Genomic DNA, 18,115 nt, shown 5'->3' on the forward strand with positions numbered 1-18,115 from the left:
GCTTTCGGGACGGATGGACCTTGCACGAATCCGTTCAACTCTCGCAAAACGTGGTTAGTCCGAGGTGGCAGAGAACGTTTGCCAACGGACCCGCGACGGCTGAGGTTGAAGATGTTGAGAAAACACTCTAGGATTGTCAGAATTAAAATGGGGTTTGCGCCATGGACGATCAGGACGGAGTCAATCGGCGTGATTTCATCGTCGCTATCGCAGGCGCAGCGGGCGCTTCGACCGTGCTGGCGGGTGCGACGCTCGGGCCGGCCTTTGCGCAATCGGCGCCGAAGGATGAGCCGCCGCCCGGATACAACGAGCAGGATCCGCTCAACAAATACTGGACCAAGCCGCTGAAGGAGATCGTGAAGGTTGATCCCAAATCGGCCGCGCCCGAACTTGCCGATGACGGGATGAAAGAGCGGCACCTGATCTTCTGCTATCTCCTGATGAAATTGATCCATCGCTTCTGGAACGGCAACAAGCACGGCCCGCTCGGGTCCTATCCGCTGCGCACCAAGCAGATGGAGCCGCCTTCGCCGACGGCATCCACCCAGCGCTACCGCGGCGACATGATCGACGATCCCGACAGGTTCCGCATCAACTGGGATCGCTATGTCGGCCACAACATCGCCTGCGTCGCGGTCGACGGCAACGGCGAGATCATCGATTTCGATTTCAATCACAACGAGTTCTTTCACAGCACCGCGGAACACGCGGAATCGCGCATGGTGCGCCGTCTGTTCAGCCTGACCGACGTGTTCGACAGCTGGCGCACGGGACAGCGCGGCACCGGCCCGGGCAAGCCGCATCTGGCCTCGCTCAATGAGGTGACGCTCTACACCTCGCTGGAATCCTGCGCACAATGTTCCGGCGTGATGTCGCTCGCCGGCGTGAAGCAGATCATCTACTTGCAGAACGATTTCACTGCCTACAAGATTGGCAACATCATGTTCAATCTCGCCAACCCCGTCGGCACCGTGCCCGGCGCGCCGATTCCGATTTCGGGCGACGATGTCGGGCTCAAATATTTCAAGCAGTTGAACGACGCCAATCTCGAGTTCGGCCACAACATGGTCGAGGCAAAAGCCAAGAACGACACCAACCGCGCGTTCTTTGTCTCGCCGGACAAGACGTTTGTCGATTTCGACAAGGGCGTCACGTCCTTCCTGTGCACCGACGCCGCGCATGATCTGTTCGAGGACGGCGCTAAGCAGCTCGACGGCATGCAGCTCAAATTCCCCAACTATCGCTTTCCCGACGCGCCGGGATCGGGGCAGGGCAAGGTGCTGACCAATTCCGAGTGCCTTGCCCAGGCGCGGGGCTTCTTCCAGTATGCCGACAGCGAGGGCTATCGCGGCTCGCCGCACAAGCTGTGACGCAGTGCGCTCGGCGGCGCGCGGTCAGGGAATGAAATAGAAGGGATTGGGCACCTTGAAGGCTCGCTCGGCGTGGCCGCCGGCGAGGTCGCTATATTGGTCGCCCACATTGGCGATGATCTTCTTGCCGCTGGCCTCGATCTTCTCGCGCGCAGCGCTCTTGAATTTTGACACGTCCTTCGGATCGGCAGGCTGCTTGAGGATGAGGTCGTTCCAGTCCTTGTAGCCGTTGGCGGTCAGGTGGCGGACCGTGGCGTCGCGCTGGTCCTCGCGTCGTGCGCTGATGAAATACATCTTGACGCCCTTGGATTTCGCCAGATTGAAGAGATCGAGCGTCGGCTTGATCGGATCGGGGGTCTGATTGGTGATCCAGTTGTCGAAGCCGCAGGGCTCCTGCGGCTGCAAGGTACATTCGCCCTTGGCAAAGAAGCCGAAATCGTCGGCGGCGAGATTGGCCCAGTTCGAGACCGAGGTCTCGTCGATGTCGAGCACGATGGCGAGCGTCTCGCCGGGCGCCACAGCCGCGCTCCGTTGCGTGACATAGACCTGAGCCTCGCTGAGCACAGCTGCGACGTCGCGGTCATAGGCGCCGAAGCATTTGTAGTCGAGCAACTGAAGCTTGAGGATGCCGATATTTTGCGGCAGCGAGCCGTCGGAGGAGGGCAAGCTTGGCGCGCTCGGACAGCTGGTTGCAGATATGGCGCGTGGCGACAGAGCGAACGCCAGGCACATCGCAGCCAAGGAGAGAAGAACGCCCTGCAGTTTCATGACCTGTCTCCGAGGGAGCCGAAGCCGGCGCGGCCGGTCACAGCACCCGCTTGATGAGGTGATCGGCCGTACGCAGGCTGAGTGCCGCGATCGTCAAGGTCGGATTGCTGGTCGCTCCAGTCGGGAACGTGCCGCTTCCGACCAGGAAGAGATTCGCATGGTCCCATGACTGCTGCATATCGTTCACGACCGAATTGCCGCGCGCGGTGCCCATCCTGAAGGTGCCCATGATGTGCCCAGCGCCGGTATAGTTGAGCGGGACGTCATCGCCGTTGATCTTCTCTGTGAACCGGGTGGGGTCATTGGACGCAATCTTGGTGAGGTCATTCGTTCCGGTGATCCGCATCTTGCTGAAGAGCAGGTTCTTCATCTGGTGGGCGGCAGCAATCCCCTTTCTTGTGTAGTCGGAGAGTGAATAGGAAATCTCCGGCCGGGGCAGACGCAACCCGTCCACATGCGTCTTGGACAGGGTGACCCTGTTGCAGGGATCGGGCGACTGCTCGACCAGGAAGCCGCAGCGGAACTGCCGGGTGAAGCTCTCGTTCAGCTTGGCGGAGAGGTCCTTGCCAAACAGGGTCTGGCCACCTGTGTTCACGCCGCTGTTGTTCAACCCGTTAACGAAATCGACGGTGGTGATGTTGGGGTCGCCGCCGATCACGAAATTGAAGCCCTCATTGCCGATGTCGACGCGAAACGCGCCGCGCTCGCGCCGGAACGGTCCGTCGCAGAGATCGCCGATCCCCGAGGTGATCAGCGGGCCGCGATAGGGAAAGATCTGCTTGGGCACCATGCCCCAGGCGACATAGTAGGGATGGTCCATCAGGTGCTGGCCGACCATGCCGCTGCTGTTCGCGATGCCCTTCCTTTCGCGAGACATCAGCAGAAGTCGCGCGGTTTCGATCGCGTTGCCTGCGATCACGAAGGCCTTCGCCTTCACCGATCCCATCTTCGCTTCGCTGAATGGTCCCTGATCGCGCTGATACTGGATATAGTTGATCTGGCTGATGCGTCCGTTCTCGCCGACGACGATGTCGCTGGCGACCGTGCGGTCCATCATCTTCACAGAGCCGGTGCTCATTGCGTCGTTCAGCGATACCGTCGGATCGTATTTGGCCTGGATCGGGCAAATCGGGATGCAATTGGTGTTGCCGGCGCAGGCGCGCCGGCTTCGATAGGGCTCGGAATTGCGTGCGGCCGGCAGGCTACGCACGGGGATTTGGGTGACGGGCTTGCCCATGCCGAGGAAAGACGTCTCGGCATCCGTCAAGGGCGCGCCGTTCAGCGATTGGTCGACATACTGGTCGACCATCGACGGCGGAATCCGCTGCATCGGATAGCTCTTGGCAATCTTGATGCCGAGATATTCCTGGTCGGCGACGTCGCCGGAGACGCCGATCTCCGCCTCCGCGGCGTCGTACCAGCAGGACAGATCCTGATAGCTGATCGGCCAATCGACAAACTTGTCGTAGGCCGACTTCATCTTGAAGTCGTTGGGCACGAACCTGAGGCTGGTACCGAGCCAGTGTCCGGTGCCGCCGGCGACGCGATCATAAGTTGAGGCAAACGGGCTCTCACCGATCTGGATCAGGTAGCTTTGCTTCGGGTCGGTCCAGTCGCCGAATTTTTTCTTGGGACCCAGGCTCAGCACGTTCGGTCGGCCGGCATTGACGGTCGAGGGATCGATCAACCCATTTTTGTCGAAGATGTCAGGCGTGTAGGGGCTTTCAGGCACCTTCGCGCCGGCCATGTAGAAGCGTTCCATGTAGGTGTTGATATTTGTCGGAATGCCGGCGCCGGCTTCCAAGATCAGAACCTGCTTCCTGGCCTTGCCGAGCTCGTTGGCGATCAATGCGCCGGCAAAGCCGGAGCCGACGATGACGACATCCCAGACCTTGCCCCCGTCCTTGCGAATTGCGTCGACCATGCGCACGTCTCCCAGAAATTCCAGCCGTTATCCGATGAAATCCTTGATCTCCCGCGGCGGGTGCGACCAGTAGCCGAACTGGAAGCGGCTGAAGCCCATCGGATGCGCCTGGGCGACCGACAGAGCCCAGCTCTGCGTATATGCGTCTGGCGAGATGACGGCGAAGTCGGGTCGGGTGCCTGGATTGTCGGCGGCCTTCTTGAGATCGGCCGGTGCATACCAGGCGCCGAGGTACCATATCAGCACGATGCTGCGCCCGAGATACTTGGTGTCCTCGCCGGCGACAACCTGCTGGATGATGGCCGCGTCGCGGTCCGCAGCGCCCACCTTGTCCTTTGCGATCTTGAGCAGCGCCGGGAAGGTCTTGGGCGCGTTCTTGGTGAGCCAGTCGAAATAAGCGTGCTTGATGTCGACGGGATCTGAGCCCTGATTGACTTTCATCGGATCGGTCGGTGGCGGCACGCCGAAGCCGGGCGCAAGCTTGCCCGGAGCAATTCCTGTCAGCGCCGACGACAGGTAGATGAAGGCGCGCATATCGTCCGGTTGGGCCTCCGTTGGCGGCTGCACCTTCGCCTGGGCGTGGATCTCCACGCCCACGACACCGGTGGTAACGGTGGTCGCCGCCACGCCGGCCAGGATCGTACGCCGTGTCAGCTCGTGTCCTTGCTCGCCCTGACTTCTATCTCGCGACAGATGTGGATCACTCATCACGATTGTTCCTATTGTTCGAGGCAGGCTGGATGATCGCGCGGCATTGTCGCCATACACATCACTGCGCCTTTTCCAAGGTGAAGGTGAAGTCCGATTGGTTGAAGCCCTTGATCGTGCCGGGAGCGACCTCGCGGCTCAATTGGAAATCGACCGCATTGCCGTGACAAGCCATGCAGCTCGACGAGGCCAGCGGCACCTTGCCTTGGCTGAAGGTCTCCAGCGTCGAATTGGCAAGATAGGTCGGCGCCGGCGCGCCGAGCGGATCGGTCGGGTTGTCGAACTCGCTTGGCCATTGCGTGGCGAGCAGCATGTAGTGCTCCCAGACCGTGCCCTTGAGAAGGGCCTGGAACTGCTTGTTGAGATCGGTAATCTCTTTAAGAACAAGTGGCGGCAGCATGGTCTTTCGGACCACTTGGCTCCTGAACGTGGTCGGAAATTGCAGGGACAGCGGCGGGGCCCACGGCTTGAGCGGCGTCTCGTTGGGGGCGCAGCCGTCGCATTTGGCTTTGTAGAAATTGTAGCGCTTCAGAAGGTTTCCGCTGCCGATGTCGTTCTCATCCGGCGCGTTGCTGACATGTTCGAACGAGGTCCAGACCCATTGCGGCGCGAAATTCGTCTTGTGTCCAACATGGAAGCCGACCAGGCCGAGCTTCTTTTCGACACAGGCCGGCCCTTCCTTGGTTATGGGCGGACCGGGGAAATAGATCAGGGCATCGCGGGTGTGAAACTCGCTGATGATGTCCTTGTTCTTGACGGGATCGAGGATGCGGTAGGAGACCTTGAGCATGATCGCGCCCATCCGGCCGGGAGTGTCCTTGCCGTCCTTGTCCTTGCTGGGATTGACGCCGATCGGGAAATCCACCGCCTCCTTGAACGCCTGCTGGCCCTTCTTGCTGTAGAGGCCCCTGTCGTGGATGTAAGAGAACATCGGCTTGTTCAAAAGGATGTCGAACAGCGCGTAATTGCCGTCCTGATCGATCAGGGGACCGGTCTTGAAAGGCTGGTTGAACGCGTCCTCGGCGAGCTGGACGATGATCTTCTCGCCCTTGGGCGTATCCAGCGGCGCACACTTGTGGGGCACGATGCGTGTGCCCCATTCCGGTTCGGCGCCGTCCTTGAGCATGATGTCGGCAAGCGGGCGAAAGTTCTCCAAATTCTCCCACTTGGTCTTGTCATCACCGCCGGGCCTGCTGCCCTTGCCGATCTGGCCTCCGCCGGAGGGGGAGTTCATGGCGATGAAGGTGAGCCACGAGTAGAAATCGAAGCCGCGCTGGCGATTGGCAAGTGAGTCGTCGCCGAATGGACCGGTGATATTGACCAACTGTTGGCAGGGCTGGCCCAAGGTTAGGAGGTCCGGCGTGACCGGGGTTCGCGTCGCCGAACCGCGCGGCGTGGTATCAGGCGTCGGATTGCAATTGGCGACCGGCGGATTGATGTCGGGCGCGGCGTCGGCGGCGTTTTGCGCGAAGGCCGGCCGCGAGAGCGCTGCGATAAGCACCAAGGCGCCTGCGAGTCCGAGAGATAGGGCAGAGCTCTTTCGCATGGCTCGCTTCCTCCAGCAATGGCTCTAGCGCGTTTTGGTGACGGGTAGGATTAGGCTATTTCAAGATCCGCCTAGCGACGCGCAACGAAAAAGAACGATGCTCAATCGACAACAATGAAGGCTTACAACTATTAATTGTCAAGAAGAAAAATTCAGCCAAGCGGCGACCTTAGTCCGCCTCGTCGCAGGGGCCGATGCGTTAGGAGCCCACCGCTAAATCCGATTGGCTGTTCAGCCGCGAAGTATCGAATTCAGCTTGCCTGGCCTCACGACGCGGCTTCCCTCGCACGGGAGTTTGCCGCATCGCCATCCGAAATACAGTCGTGCAACTTGAGGTGGTATGCACGGTGATGCCATGTTTAAAACCGCCATCAGCCACGTGCCACGAAAGCTCTGCGTCGTCGCGAAGTAGGCCAAGTCGTTTCATCTCTCGGCCAGAGGCGCGGGCCTTTCTCCAATGGAAGGGAATCCACCTCGTCGGCGCAAAGTTCGAATCCTTCCTTCAGGCCTACGTGGAGGCTAAAGAACTCGCGGCGAAAACCCTCTTGAAGACGCGAGGCGGGACTACACGCCCAACCTGCAGGTCGCCGACCTTTCCAAAATTCGAACTACCGAATCCCGCGAAGATGTTCGCCGCGCTTTGGGCCGAGTTCGACGCCGCCAAGGCGCTCTCGGCGTCGACCAAGAAGAAGTGGGAGCCGTACTTCGCCCAACTGATCAAGAGGGTCGGCACCGACGACAGGAGCCGCGTCACCGAGCAGCATCTGCTCGATTGGCGCGACGCGCTGCTGGCGACGAAGCTATCGCCGATCACGGTGCGCGACGGCTACATCGCCTCCGCAGGGACTTTCGTCGGGTGGACGAAGAAGATGAAGAAGCTGCCGTACGGTCCTTCGGCCGAGGTCTTCGTCGAGATCTCCGAAAAGCACGAGACCGAGATGCGCGGTTTCGATCACCAGGAAGCCGCGACGATCCTCGCAGCCGCGCTTGCGCCTCCGAACGGGTTCATGACGGAAGAGAACGCGGGGGCGCGCCGCTGGGTACCGTGGCCCTGTGTATGCACCGGAGCACGCGTGAACGAGATCACGCAGCTACGGGCCTGCGACGTGGTGACCTTCGAGAGCATCGAGCGCATCCGGATCACGCCCCGAGGCGGGGACCGTGAAGACCAGCCGGAAGCGCACCGTCCCGCTGCATCCACACCTGAAGGAATGGGCTTCGTCGAGCGGGCGCGATGGAAGAAAGGGGGGCCGCGCCGTTGTTCTACTCGGTAGCGCGGCAGCGGAAGAAGGACCGCAAGAACCGGACGTGCACGTCCGTCGGCAACAAGCTCGCCGATTGGGTGCGCAACACCCTGGAGATCAAGGATCCGACTGTTGCCCCGAACCACGGTTGGCGGCATCGATTCAAGACTGAGGGGCCCCGCGCGAAGATGATCTGGTTGATCCTCGACGCAATCCAGGGCCACGTCCCGCGGACGGAGGGCCAGGACTACGGCGAGGTGCCGCCCGACGTGATGCGGTCGGAGATACTGAAGTATCCGAGGTACGAGGTCGCCGCGCCGGTCGAACCTCGGGACCGGCGGCGTCGCGGTCAGCGCAGGGCGGGAGCGACCGTAGCGGCGTGAGGGCGAACTTGAGCCGACCCGGTGCGAGACCCTACTCCGGCACCCGACTTCGGAAACGGCGCCTTCCGTCACGATCGGGAGTCCGAGGTGATGGAGGTGCTGAAGTCCTGAAGGACGGTCGCGGCTGTCTGCGAAACCGGCGGCAGCGTGGAGTGGCAAAGTCAAGTTTTGCAACTTGACAGACGCGCAGAAAACTGTCGTTGCTTCCAAGAAGATTTCATTCGCCGTCGATTTCCTGCAGACGGTCAAGAGGCCTCGAAATGGTCGGTCCCGCCCCGGAAGGGAAGGACGGGAAGCTCCCCGATCCGAGTCTCGTTCCTTTTCGAGCAGAAGAAACATCAGGATGAGCTCGAAGCGGAGGCACGGAAGATCGATCTGCAGGAGCGGGAGCTTTCACAGAAGCGCAGCGATCCGCTCATGGTGGCCGTCGTGGGCGGTCTCATCGCTGCGTTCGCCAGCATCGGAGTTTCCTACTACACCGGACGCAAGCAGATAGTGACGGAGAAGACGCGGCACGACACCGAGATGGAGGCGGAGAAATACAAAGCCGAATCGTCGTTGATCTCGGAGGCCGTGAAGTCGACCGATCAGGTGCAGAACACGTGTCGTCTCTACTTCCTGCTGAGCTTCAACCTCGTAACCAACGACGCCTTGAGGGCGCGGGTGAACGACTTCCTTCGCGAAAAGAAGGGAGCCGAAATTCCCGGCACGGAAGCCGTCGGCGGGACCAACGCGTCGAGATCCGAATACACGTCCGTCTGCACCATAACGACCAATCCGCTCGCCCCGACGCAAGCGCGGGCTCAAAACGGGCAGGCGCCTCCGTCGAGCGGGGGACAGAACACGACGACAGGAGCGCCGCCTTCGAAGGGCAGACTCATCCAGTCGCTCAGCTACTCGACGGGCTGGATCGGCGGCGGCCACAGCCAGGGCGAAGCCTGCGCGCAGGCGGTCGCCACCTACGGCCCGCAATTTCCCGGCAAGATTCTCGAGAGTTCAAGCGCCAGCGAGGACGTGAGGAAGGACCTCGTCGGTCGCGTCACCTACAACTACCACTGCGTCGTGAACGTGTTCGATACTGCATCGGCGGGGCAATCGCCGAACTAAGCCGCGATCGTGCGGAAACGCGCGAATTGCGGTCGGCTTGCCTCGCCAGCATTCGAAATCCGATTCCGGACCGGCGCGTCGGAGGCGCCGTGCCGGCCGGCCGGAATCTTCGGTCCGGCCCCGGCGCGAAGCCATCCTCGGAACCCGCATTCCAAGGATTGGGAATCGGAGCGGATCCGGAACCGGACCGCGGGTTCCCCCGTCGCATCGGCATCGGTTCGCCTGTTGCGCGAAAACCCAGTTCGTTCAGTTGGTTGCTCGCGGTCGCGCCTTTCGCTTCGTCGGGACCGCTTCCGACCGCTGAGACCCCGCAGGCGGCGCGGTTTTCGATCACGCGTTGGTCACGCAGTTGTGATGCCAGCCGACGTGCCGGCGCTCCTTCGAGCGTTCCGGCGGCTCCGCAGCCCGGTGCCGGACCGCGCGACCATCCGCCGGGCCGGAGCGCCGCCGGCCCGGTCTCGGCGTCCGCGGCGACTATCGCCGACCGCGCCGGTCCGCCGATCCTCGTCGTTGCGGCGACGGCGCGGCGATGAGTAGGGATGGATCCGCCACATCCGGGACCCCCGAAGCGCCCCCAATCCGCCCCGGACGTTCCGAAAAGCCTCGGCATTTCAATGCGCGCGGGTACCGGCCCTACATGGTTCGAAAGGCCGGTACCCTCCTCAATCCCCGGGGATTTCCGTCCTTTCGGGAGAACGGAAGAAGACCGCGGCGACGGCGCGGCGACGGGCGCGGGCGCATCGCGCCCCCCGAAACGCCCTGAGGCGACCTCCGGTCGCGATCGTCGCCCAGGTCGCCGTCTGCGGCCGGCCGCCGCGGCGGCGGGTGAAACGGGGACGAAGAAAGGCCCGCCACGCGGGGGGCGTGGCGGGCCTTGGCAGTCGTCGGGGCGGATGGAAGCGGGCCCGCCTAGCCCTCGGCCGGGCGCCGTCTGCGGCCGGCCGTCGGCGCCGCCGCGCGCCGGTCGGCCGCCTCGCCGAACAGCCGGGCCACATTGGCCTTGCGCTCGCCGCGCTCGCGCCACGGACCCTGCGTCATCTGCCTGGCCGCCGTTTCGATGAGGGCTTTCCGCCGCGGATCGCCGTACTTCTTGCCGAGCGTGCGCGCGGTGGTGTCGGCATGCGCCGCCAGGGTGTCGCGGTCCATCTCGCTTTCGTCGCTCCAGTCGACGGCGAGATCCTTCAGGTGATGCGGCACGCGGTCCGGATCGATGCCGGCGTCCTTGACGATGCCGTCGAAGGTCTTGCGGCACAGCTTGCTGCCGGCGTAGGGCGAGCCGTCGCGCTTGTGGAAGACCCACTCGATGCCCTCCGCGAGATCCGCTTCGTACCAGGCGCGCACCTCCGCCTCGAACTCGGCGGGGACCTTGTTCCCGCCGCGGCGCTTGCCGCCGTCGTGGTGGACCTCGCCGTCTCGGTGGTAGTAGATGCCGTGGTCGGTCGCTTCGATCCAGGGGCGGTCGTGTTTCCGCAGCTTCCGGCCCTTGGGCTCCACCTCGGGTGGGACCCAGCGGGTGATCGGCAGGCGGCCGTGGCGGCTCACGGTGTAGGCGAGGAAGGGAATCGCGCGGCGCCAGGCCTTCCGCCCCTCCCAGCTCCAGGCATCGAAGCGGCGCAGCTGCACCAGACCCTCGGGACCCGGGATCATGACCGGCGTGCCGTCGGTGTTGAAGACCCAGCCGTCGGCGGCCGCGCGCAGCCGATCGAATTCGGGCGGCGTCCAGGCGGTCTTCGGCAGCATGCCCGGGTCGGGAATTTGGAAATGGCTGTTGTAGGTCGGCGGCACTCCCAGCAGCCCCAGCCCGATCTTCAGCGAGCGCCTGACGGTGTAGAGGTCGGTGAGCCTGGAGCGCCTGCTGCGGTCGCCGGGGCACGCCAGATAGCGGGCGACGACGGCGTCGGTGACGTCGGCGACCTCGAGCTCGGGCAGCGCCTTGCAGAAGGCGTCGATCGAGTAGATGTAGGTCTGGCGGGTGCTCGTCTCCTCCTCTCCGCCGCCCGGCGGCAGAGCGAGGCAGTCGGCCTTGTACCTGCCGAGCACGTCGGCGACGCGCAGCGCCAGGATGGGCCCGATCGGCCAGTCGGTCGCGCGGCGGGTGCGCCCCTGCTTGCGGGCGAGGAACACCAGCGCCTCGAGTCTCGCCGCATTCGGCTCCTTGGCCTTCAGTCGGATGATCCTCGGAGCGACGGCGATGCCGCCGCCCGCCTCGGGCAGCGCGCGCCGCGGGCTCTTCACGACCAGGTCGAACGCCGGCTCTTTGCGGACCCGCGGTCCGGGGTTCTTCGGCGGGGCGCAGTGCCGGACGTACCACTCGCAGCCCTTCGGCGCGCGATCGAGGAAGATGCCGGGCCGGACCAATGGCACGTCGTCGAGGCCCGTGAGACCGAGCCCGAAGGTGCGCTCGAACTCTCGGGGCACCAGGGCGAGCGCCTGCTCGACCGTCATGTCGTAGCCGTCGATGTTCGTCGACGGCGCGGTCCGCAGATGAAAGTCGTCTTCGGTAGGCATGGGTGGTTCTCCTTCTCGTTGCGGGACATGCCCCCCGCCCTGGGCGACGGACACCGGCGCATTCGCGCGCCGCCAGTTTCGGCTCGTTGCAGCTTTTCCCGGTCGCCTATCCGCCGCGGCGGTGCTTCTTCAGCAGCGTCGCGAGATGGGCGTTCCAGGCCTCTTCCGACATCCGGCCGGCGGAAAACCGTCGGCACTCCGTCATCGCCGCGATCGCGGCGAGCGTCGTGTAGATCCGACCGGCGATCCGCACGTAGGCGAGCTCGCCGTGCGCGGTCGCCGTCCGCAGCGAAGAGAGCGTCACCGGGCCTCGCGGCCATAGCAGCGCACACGCTTCGTGCAGTCCGAGAAGCTCGTGCTCGGACCACAGGCGCGGATCGGGTCGCAGCGTCACACGTTTCGGCGTTCCGCGACGACGTTTCCCTCCAACACGATGCCGCCGCTTCCGTAAAGCGCGCGAAGAATCCGCCGCGCCCGATCCGTTACCGGACGCCGGCACGCGCATCGCGGAGGCGCCGCGCACTGTCATGGCCGCTGCCGCGCCGGCCGCCGCGCGGCTTCCGTCATCTCGTTCACGGCGCGTTTGGTCGTCATCAACTTCCGCGCGAGTAACACGGTCGACAGCAGGCCGGCGCGGTAGGCGGTGCGCAACGTACTCGCGGTGATCGGGCCGTCCGGCCACATCAACGCGGCCGCTTCCGTGAGGCTGAGCAGTTCGTCCTCGCCCCAATCCTCGGGACGAGGACGTGCGGCGATGCGGCGAGGCTTCGGTGCCATGAAGGATTCCTCCATTTGCGTTCTCAAGGATCCGATTTCGGAGCGGCCGTCGGGCCTGCGCCACGCGGGCCGGCCGCGGCGGCAAATCGATCTTTCAAGGTTTCGATTCCAAGGATTCCTCCGTCAGTCTGCTCCGTCTTCGCGGGTCCCTCGCAGGTCCGCATCGCCGACCGCGCGCCAGTGCCGTCGCGAGCCCGCCGGCGCGACCAGGCGCTCGCGCACGATCTCCTCGATCGCCCGGCCGTCGAGATGCCGCTTCTCCGCGAGTTTCGTCGCCACGGCGAACACGGCGAACACGGCGTCGCGGTTCGCCTGCATGAGCGTCGCCGCGCGTTTCTCCAGCCGACGCAGATCGCGGGAGACGCGCCCTCGCAGATCGGGGCTGAGCGCGAGTTCGCCCAGCAGGCTGGTGCCGGCGCCGAGGTGGAGGGGATCGCCGCCGAGGCCGAACGTCGCGTAAAGTTCGGCGATCTGTCGCGTGGCGACATCGAGATCGCCGGGGCCGCCGCTCGACATCTCGCCGGTGAAGATGCGCTCGGTGGCGCGCGTGACCACGACGCGGTCCTCGATCGTGCGCCGCGTCTGGAGATCGTCGTCCGCGTGATCGATGACGGTCCGGCCGCCCGAACGGCCTTCGGTCCGCCGCGACACGTATCCCACCGTGCCGCGCGAGGGATGGTCGCGGCGACCGCGTGCGCCGCTTCGTGGATCGCGAAGCGGAAGAGCCCCTTGTGGTACGCGCGCCTCAGTGAGGCCCTGCGCGGGGGCCCGCGCGGCCAGAACAATGCCGCGGCCTCGTCCTGCGTCATTAACTCGTCGGCCTTCCAGTCCTGCGGGTCGGGACGTTCCTCCACCCCGGGGAGGCCTGGGACGCGATGAGGTAGCCATGCCGGGTGCGGAGCCTCCGTCGGTTCACAAGCGGGAAAGGGCCCGACCGCGGAGCGCAATCGGGTCGACGACAGCGACCCAACCCGGATCAACAACGATCGGAGTGCCGGTCGAACGCATCGAGGCGCCGCGCATCGATCTCGAAGTCGTCCCGTCGGGAGATATCCTGGAGAAGGAACTGGCGTTCCGCATCGTGAGCGCCGCCACTGACGTCGATGAACCAAGCTCGCGTCCCGCCATTCTCGCCGGGGTGCCAGCGGTAGCCGCGCCGCTTGAGGATGTCGCGAAGTTCGAACGGGGCGCCGCCCGCGCGGATTCGAGCAGCAGGTCGAGACCGCGGCGACCGCTTCGCGGCAAGACTCGAGACAGGACCTCAAGCCCGGCGCGGCAGTCGTCGATGGCGCGATGACCGTCGTGGAAGAAGCCGCTGGCCGACGCGAGGTTGCCGAGCTTCGCGCCGTCGACGAAACCCTCCTCCGCCCATGGAATCTCCGACCAGGAGCACGCCCGTGCCAGGCGCGCGAAGGTGCCACACAACCGCTCGGCGAAGCGTCTGTCGAAGGCGGCGTTGTGCGCGGTCACGACGACGGCCTCGCCCAAAAAAGGCTCGAGTTCGGCGGGATCGGTCGAATTGCCCGTGACCATGTCGTCGGTGATGCCCGTGATGGCGGAGACCTCGGCGGGTATGGGGCGTCCAGGATCGCGGAAGCGGCTGAGGGTTTCGTGGACGGAGAAAATGCGGCCGTCGGGTGCGAAGTCGAACGGCACCATGCCGATCTCGATGGTCTCGTCGCACGCGGAATCCAGGCCCGTGGTCTCAAGTTCGAGAAATATGCCGCGGTGTGGCCGCATCGTCCAGTCAGGCAAATGATAGACGGAGCGCGGCTCCAGACGCCGGAAGATCCGGTATTGCCCACTCGATTCCAGGATCGCCGCCATGCGCTCCAGTTCCCCCGCTTCCATGGATGCCATTTTTCTGATCACTTTCGTCTCCACCCCTGCCGAAGAGTGCCGCGGCGACGTGCACGCCATCCTCGCCGCCGCAGCAGCACTTCTACGCCAGCAACACCGCCAGCGAGGGATCGCGGGGCACCCATTTGCCCGCGCTGTGCGCGCCGGCGAGGACCTTCGCGGCAATCGAGGTGCTCGGAAACGAGATCGCGACGGTGAGCCTGCGCCGGTCGCCGACGCCCGCAATCGGCGCCAGCACGCCAGCCGCAAACAGTTCGGCGCGGCGGGAGCGCGTGAGGGGCGGGGCGCTGTCGTTAATCGCCTGCCTGACCTCGGATCCGGCGCTGACGACGAACCGCCCGCCCGCCCAATAGCCGCGGGCCCACAGCCCTCCGTAGCGTAGCTCGAACTCCTGACTGCCGAGCGGGACCGTGGAAACGCCAATCGACATCGGTTCGGAATCGGCGGGGTCCACCGGGTCATCCGGTGGTGCCTCTTCGAGCTGCGCCGATATGCCGGGGCCGACGAGGGGATGAAAGATCCGGCAGCCGGCATCGTGCAGCAGGCGCAGTGCGTCGGCGGCGATGCGGTCGTGCGTGGCGCGCTCGGCATCGGTGAGATCAGGCTCCTGCGCATTCGTGCCCTTCCAGACCGCAACTACTCCCGCTTCGACGGCGCGACGCGTCAATCTGAATTGGAGGTCCACGGCAAGCAATTTGTCGAACGCTGCGCCCTGGCAGCCGCCGACGACGAAGACCTCGCGCGCGAACTCCTTGGCGGAGTCGGCCGCGTGCTCCGAAAGGCGACGGCTCGGCCTCCTGCTCTCGCCGATGTACGCCACTTTGCCGTCCGTCATCGCGTAGGTGCCGGGCGTGCTCAGCAAACCGGCCGCGGCGACCCGCGGAAGGTCGGACATGGGAAACGCATGCACCACGGCGCGGGAGGCGCGGTCGCTGATGCGGCGATAGCCGTGGACGCCGCCGAACGGACGGTGGATGACGGCGGAGGAGGGGCAGTCGCTCGAAGGATTCAAGTCGCTCGTCGGCATGTGCGCTCCATCGTCGGGTGAAGTAGAAGGTCGTTCGCGGATGTTTCCGTTGCGCGGCGCCGCCGCCCCTTTCGGCGACCGGGCCGCCGCAGATCGGTCGGGAGCGGGCGAGAGGCGTGCTCCGAGGCGCCGGCAGCCTCGAAGATCAAGCGGACCCGGTCGCCGCGCGCTCGACGCCAGATCTTCGGCAAGCGATTGCCAACGCGATCAGCGCTTCGCGCCAGCCGAGTGTCGAAACTATCTCGTCGCCAAAGGGGGCGCCCAACGTGAGCGGAAGACCCTCTCGGAAGAACGCGCGACGCTTCAAGGACCCGTCCTTTCGTTGTTTCGGACCGTCATGAACGCTCCGCTCTGCTCGCCAGATCGCAGACGGTCGTCGGCACCGTCGTCGTCAAAGCCTCGGCAAGAGTACCTTCGCCTCCGAAGCACCGCCCGGACGGTTCCGCTCCGCACACACTGTGCCACCCAGCTCACTCCGACCTTTGACCGACCTCCGCGCGCTTCAGTGCGGCGAGAGCAGCCGCAATCAAAGACCAGGCACTCTGTTTCCGATCATGATTACGCACGTAAACCGTGGAGGCTCGCGCCTTCGTTCCGGCGAACGGATTGTCTCCTTCCATGAAGTCGACCCTGTAGTCACTCCGCGGCGCAAGGTTGGAGATGTTGGCGATGTGCATCAGGCCGATGGTATGTCGGCCTTCTGCGTAGCCGCCAGGAAGGATTTCGACCGTCACTTTGATCATTCGATCGCTCCACAGTTTCTGCTGGCAGGTTCGGCGCTTCGCACAGGATACGCCTTCAACAATTGGGCGATGGCCACTCGATCCAAGTAGCCGGTCTGTTCCAGCCGCTTGGCCACGGCTTCGACCGCATGTCGGTTGGTCGCAATTAGTTCGCGCGCACGCGTCAAGCAGCGATCCAGGCGCTTCGTGATCAACGCCACGATCGATGGATCCTGGAGAAGCATGTCGGTGGCCCGATCGGAGAAGTGTGCGACGCCGATCACTCCGAAGCCGAATCTCAATTCCAGATCGGTCGCCGCCTGGGTCGCGCGCGCGAAATCACTGTCGTCCCCTATTCCGGCTCCGGCTGTCGCGTGCGAGCCACCCAGCAGCAGTTCTTCGGCGGCGCGCCCACTCAGCAGCGTCGCAACGTAGTTTTCGATGCCGCTTTGGGTCTGTGAATTGGCCCGCGAAAGCTCGACACACGTCGCACCGCCATGGTCCAGGATCGTGAGAGCCCGCGGTTCGAAGACGGCGAGAGCGACGCCGACGACCAAGTGCCCGGCTTCGTGTACGGCACAGGACCGCCTCAGGTTTTGCGGCATCCCTTCACGGCCCGAGCGGATTTCGAGAAGGAGATCATCGAGCGCAAGTTCACGCTTGGCGCGCCGAGCGCGTGACTTTGCGCGCCGGACCCAGGCCTCGACATCTGCGCCGGTACGGCCGGCGGCCGCGAGAGCGGCAGGCATCAAGTTGGCGGCGGGCAGGGCGTCCTGCAGGTGAAAGCGGAAGATCGCGGCCAGGCTCTCGGCGTCAGGCAGCTCGATTTCGATCGTGCGATCGAGACGTCCCGCCCTTTTGACCGCGGCATCGATGTGATCGGGATGATTGGTCGCGCCGATCACGACGACGCCGGGCCGCTCCTCGATACCCGCCAACAGTTCCAATAGGAGGTTTACAATCTGTGTCCAGTATTCTCTAAATTCACTCGTTAAGGTAGCGCGATCCGAAATTCCGTCTAACTCGTCGATGAACAGGATACAGGGCGCAAGCTGACGCGCTTGCGAGAAAGATGCTTTGATCGCAGCCAATGTGCCCGAAAGGTAAGTTGCCGCGTTCCAATCCGCGACCGAGGTGGCCACGAGGGGCACGTTGGCGCTCTTCGCGAGCGCGCGAGCGAACTGGGTTTTGCCGACACCGGGCGGCCCCGACAGAAGCAGGCCCTTTTCGATGCATTCCCAATCCAGCCGCCCCGCACGGTATTCGTACAAGTCCACGGCCAGATTGAGCCCCCACTCGCGGGCTGCGCCGTAGCCCGCGAGTTCCTCGAGACCCGGACCACGATGGTCAAAAAAACTCTTCGTGGAAACGATCTTTTCCAGACGTTTAACGCAATCGTCCGCTGTACGACCGGAACGAACCGACAGCGCAAGATCCGAGATGTCAACCGCCCGTACGAGCTGCTCGTCCAGGGCAATCGCTGGAGATCTTCCGGTAACCGCTTCGATCACAAGTGCGATTGCGGAGGCGTCAAGGTGACCGAGTGAAAGGTGATGTTCGGCTGCACGCAGGAGATCGCGCGGCAGGTGGCGCCGTGGATCCGGCGCAACGCCAAAAACGGGAGCACGGGCGTGCAGAGCCTTCGCGATCATGTCGTTTCCGCGTTCAGCCTTGTGTTCGTTCGATGCCCCGTCTCTGGCCACCAGCAGCACGGCGCGCGTATACTGTCGGTCGAACGTTCGCTCCTCGAGCACCTTCGAGTCTGGGCCGAAAGCACACGTCGTCAGGACCTGCCTAACGAGAGAAATGACCTCGGCGGCGTGCGCGGCGAGCGACACAACGGGGCAGCCGCGACGCAGTTCGCGAGTGAGCCCGCTCACTGATTCGATTGCACGCGCGACGAGCACGGCCGCGGCGGCGAGGTCTGCCCGGATCGATGTCCGCCCGACCGACTCGGGGGCCGTCGACAGATCTTCGATAAGTCGCTCGATCGGATCGTCAGGGTTGCCGCTGCGCAGAAGCGGCCCGCTGTTCGTCCCCGCCTCGGCCGCCAACATGTCGAGGTAGGCTCGTGCGAGGAGGTCGCGCGGAGCCGCCGCTTGCAGGTCCATTCGTCACTCCATCGAGAGCAGCCTTTCAAGGCCGAATTGGGAGCGGGCAGCATCGTGCTA

The 18,115-nt window shown here is 64.3% G+C and carries 16 protein-coding genes; 4 read left to right on the plus strand and 12 right to left on the minus strand.

Annotation, left to right across the window (positions count from 1 at the left end; translation table 11 throughout):
* The first annotated feature begins 161 nt into the window (after positions 1 to 161).
* Positions 162 to 1,370 carry a hypothetical protein gene (locus ACVWZM_RS19985; RefSeq protein ID WP_456854353.1) on the plus strand — a complete coding sequence of 403 codons (1,209 nt, stop codon included), beginning with the start codon at positions 162 to 164 and terminating at the stop codon, positions 1,368 to 1,370.
* 24 nt (positions 1,371 to 1,394) lie between these two features.
* On the opposite strand, the gene ACVWZM_RS19990 is transcribed toward ACVWZM_RS19985, so the two are convergent.
* The 4 genes from ACVWZM_RS19990 to ACVWZM_RS20005 all read right to left on the minus strand — a co-directional run bounded on the left by ACVWZM_RS19990 (position 1,395) and on the right by ACVWZM_RS20005 (position 6,316).
* On the minus strand, positions 1,395 to 2,138 hold the full coding sequence (locus ACVWZM_RS19990) for an HAD family acid phosphatase (RefSeq protein WP_456854355.1): 744 nt from the start codon (positions 2,136 to 2,138) through the stop codon (positions 1,395 to 1,397).
* A gap of 37 nt (positions 2,139 to 2,175) precedes the next feature.
* A complete protein-coding gene (locus ACVWZM_RS19995) occupies positions 2,176 to 4,062 on the minus strand; it encodes a GMC oxidoreductase (protein WP_456854357.1) in 1,887 nt (628 codons plus the stop codon).
* 27 nt (positions 4,063 to 4,089) lie between these two features.
* Positions 4,090 to 4,770, minus strand: a complete 681-nt coding sequence (locus ACVWZM_RS20000) for a hypothetical protein (RefSeq protein ID WP_456854359.1) — start codon at positions 4,768 to 4,770, stop codon at positions 4,090 to 4,092.
* A gap of 61 nt (positions 4,771 to 4,831) precedes the next feature.
* Entirely contained in the window at positions 4,832 to 6,316 is a 1,485-nt protein-coding gene (locus ACVWZM_RS20005) for a hypothetical protein (protein WP_456854361.1), read from the minus strand.
* A 626-nt stretch (positions 6,317 to 6,942) separates the two neighbouring features.
* Here ACVWZM_RS20005 and ACVWZM_RS20010 point away from each other — a divergent pair.
* The 3 genes from ACVWZM_RS20010 to ACVWZM_RS20020 all read left to right on the plus strand — a co-directional run bounded on the left by ACVWZM_RS20010 (position 6,943) and on the right by ACVWZM_RS20020 (position 9,050).
* Positions 6,943 to 7,590 (plus strand): hypothetical protein, encoded by a 648-nt coding sequence (locus tag ACVWZM_RS20010; protein ID WP_456854363.1) that lies wholly within the window; start codon positions 6,943 to 6,945, stop codon positions 7,588 to 7,590.
* Positions 7,575 to 7,943, plus strand: a complete 369-nt coding sequence (locus ACVWZM_RS20015; RefSeq protein WP_456854365.1) for a hypothetical protein — start codon at positions 7,575 to 7,577, stop codon at positions 7,941 to 7,943. The genes ACVWZM_RS20010 and ACVWZM_RS20015 overlap by 16 nt, the downstream gene beginning before the upstream one ends.
* Before the next feature lie 147 nt (positions 7,944 to 8,090).
* Positions 8,091 to 9,050 (plus strand): hypothetical protein, encoded by a 960-nt coding sequence (locus ACVWZM_RS20020; protein ID WP_456854367.1) that lies wholly within the window; start codon positions 8,091 to 8,093, stop codon positions 9,048 to 9,050.
* Between the two features lie 909 nt (positions 9,051 to 9,959).
* Here the strand turns inward: ACVWZM_RS20020 and ACVWZM_RS20025 are convergent.
* From ACVWZM_RS20025 to ACVWZM_RS20060, 8 genes are all read right to left on the minus strand, one after another.
* The gene (locus ACVWZM_RS20025; protein WP_456854369.1) at positions 9,960 to 11,558 is read right to left on the minus strand and encodes a hypothetical protein; all 1,599 of its coding nucleotides are present in this window, start codon (positions 11,556 to 11,558) and stop codon (positions 9,960 to 9,962) included.
* 106 nt (positions 11,559 to 11,664) lie between these two features.
* Complete coding sequence (locus tag ACVWZM_RS20030; protein ID WP_456854371.1) at positions 11,665 to 11,862, minus strand: hypothetical protein; 198 nt, start codon at positions 11,860 to 11,862, stop codon at positions 11,665 to 11,667.
* 221 nt (positions 11,863 to 12,083) lie between these two features.
* The gene (locus tag ACVWZM_RS20035) at positions 12,084 to 12,335 is read right to left on the minus strand and encodes a hypothetical protein (RefSeq protein ID WP_456854373.1); all 252 of its coding nucleotides are present in this window, start codon (positions 12,333 to 12,335) and stop codon (positions 12,084 to 12,086) included.
* A 123-nt stretch (positions 12,336 to 12,458) separates the two neighbouring features.
* Positions 12,459 to 12,986 carry a hypothetical protein gene (locus ACVWZM_RS20040; protein ID WP_456854375.1) on the minus strand — a complete coding sequence of 176 codons (528 nt, stop codon included), beginning with the start codon at positions 12,984 to 12,986 and terminating at the stop codon, positions 12,459 to 12,461.
* Between the two features lie 261 nt (positions 12,987 to 13,247).
* Positions 13,248 to 14,207, minus strand: coding sequence for a 3'-5' exonuclease (locus ACVWZM_RS20045; protein WP_456854377.1), 960 nt, complete (start codon positions 14,205 to 14,207; stop codon positions 13,248 to 13,250).
* Between the two features lie 70 nt (positions 14,208 to 14,277).
* A complete protein-coding gene (locus ACVWZM_RS20050) occupies positions 14,278 to 15,222 on the minus strand; it encodes a hypothetical protein (protein WP_456854379.1) in 945 nt (314 codons plus the stop codon).
* A 470-nt stretch (positions 15,223 to 15,692) separates the two neighbouring features.
* Positions 15,693 to 15,965, minus strand: a complete 273-nt coding sequence (locus tag ACVWZM_RS20055; RefSeq protein WP_456854381.1) for a hypothetical protein — start codon at positions 15,963 to 15,965, stop codon at positions 15,693 to 15,695.
* Positions 15,962 to 18,055, minus strand: a complete 2,094-nt coding sequence (locus ACVWZM_RS20060) for an AAA family ATPase (protein WP_456854383.1) — start codon at positions 18,053 to 18,055, stop codon at positions 15,962 to 15,964. Before ACVWZM_RS20060 ends, ACVWZM_RS20055 begins: the two co-directional genes overlap by 4 nt.
* Positions 18,056 to 18,115: the final 60 nt, after the last annotated feature.

This window comes from Bradyrhizobium sp. USDA 4501 (assembly GCF_054062115.1).

What these genes read in the sequence shown, in the direction of transcription:
- ACVWZM_RS20055 (WP_456854381.1), bottom strand. Translation starts at nt 15,965, where the DNA reads ATGATCAAAGTGACGGTCGAAATCCTTCCTGGCGGCTACGCAGAAGGC.
- ACVWZM_RS19985 (WP_456854353.1), top strand. Translation starts at nt 162, where the DNA reads ATGGACGATCAGGACGGAGTCAATCGGCGTGATTTCATCGTCGCTATC.
- ACVWZM_RS20010 (WP_456854363.1), top strand. Translation starts at nt 6,943, where the DNA reads ATGTTCGCCGCGCTTTGGGCCGAGTTCGACGCCGCCAAGGCGCTCTCG.
- ACVWZM_RS19990 (WP_456854355.1), bottom strand. Translation starts at nt 2,138, where the DNA reads ATGAAACTGCAGGGCGTTCTTCTCTCCTTGGCTGCGATGTGCCTGGCG.
- ACVWZM_RS20000 (WP_456854359.1), bottom strand. Translation starts at nt 4,770, where the DNA reads ATGAGTGATCCACATCTGTCGCGAGATAGAAGTCAGGGCGAGCAAGGA.
- ACVWZM_RS20035 (WP_456854373.1), bottom strand. Translation starts at nt 12,335, where the DNA reads ATGGCACCGAAGCCTCGCCGCATCGCCGCACGTCCTCGTCCCGAGGAT.
- ACVWZM_RS20060 (WP_456854383.1), bottom strand. Translation starts at nt 18,055, where the DNA reads ATGGACCTGCAAGCGGCGGCTCCGCGCGACCTCCTCGCACGAGCCTAC.
- ACVWZM_RS19995 (WP_456854357.1), bottom strand. Translation starts at nt 4,062, where the DNA reads ATGGTCGACGCAATTCGCAAGGACGGGGGCAAGGTCTGGGATGTCGTC.
- ACVWZM_RS20005 (WP_456854361.1), bottom strand. Translation starts at nt 6,316, where the DNA reads ATGCGAAAGAGCTCTGCCCTATCTCTCGGACTCGCAGGCGCCTTGGTG.
- ACVWZM_RS20025 (WP_456854369.1), bottom strand. Translation starts at nt 11,558, where the DNA reads ATGCCTACCGAAGACGACTTTCATCTGCGGACCGCGCCGTCGACGAAC.
- ACVWZM_RS20050 (WP_456854379.1), bottom strand. Translation starts at nt 15,222, where the DNA reads ATGCCGACGAGCGACTTGAATCCTTCGAGCGACTGCCCCTCCTCCGCC.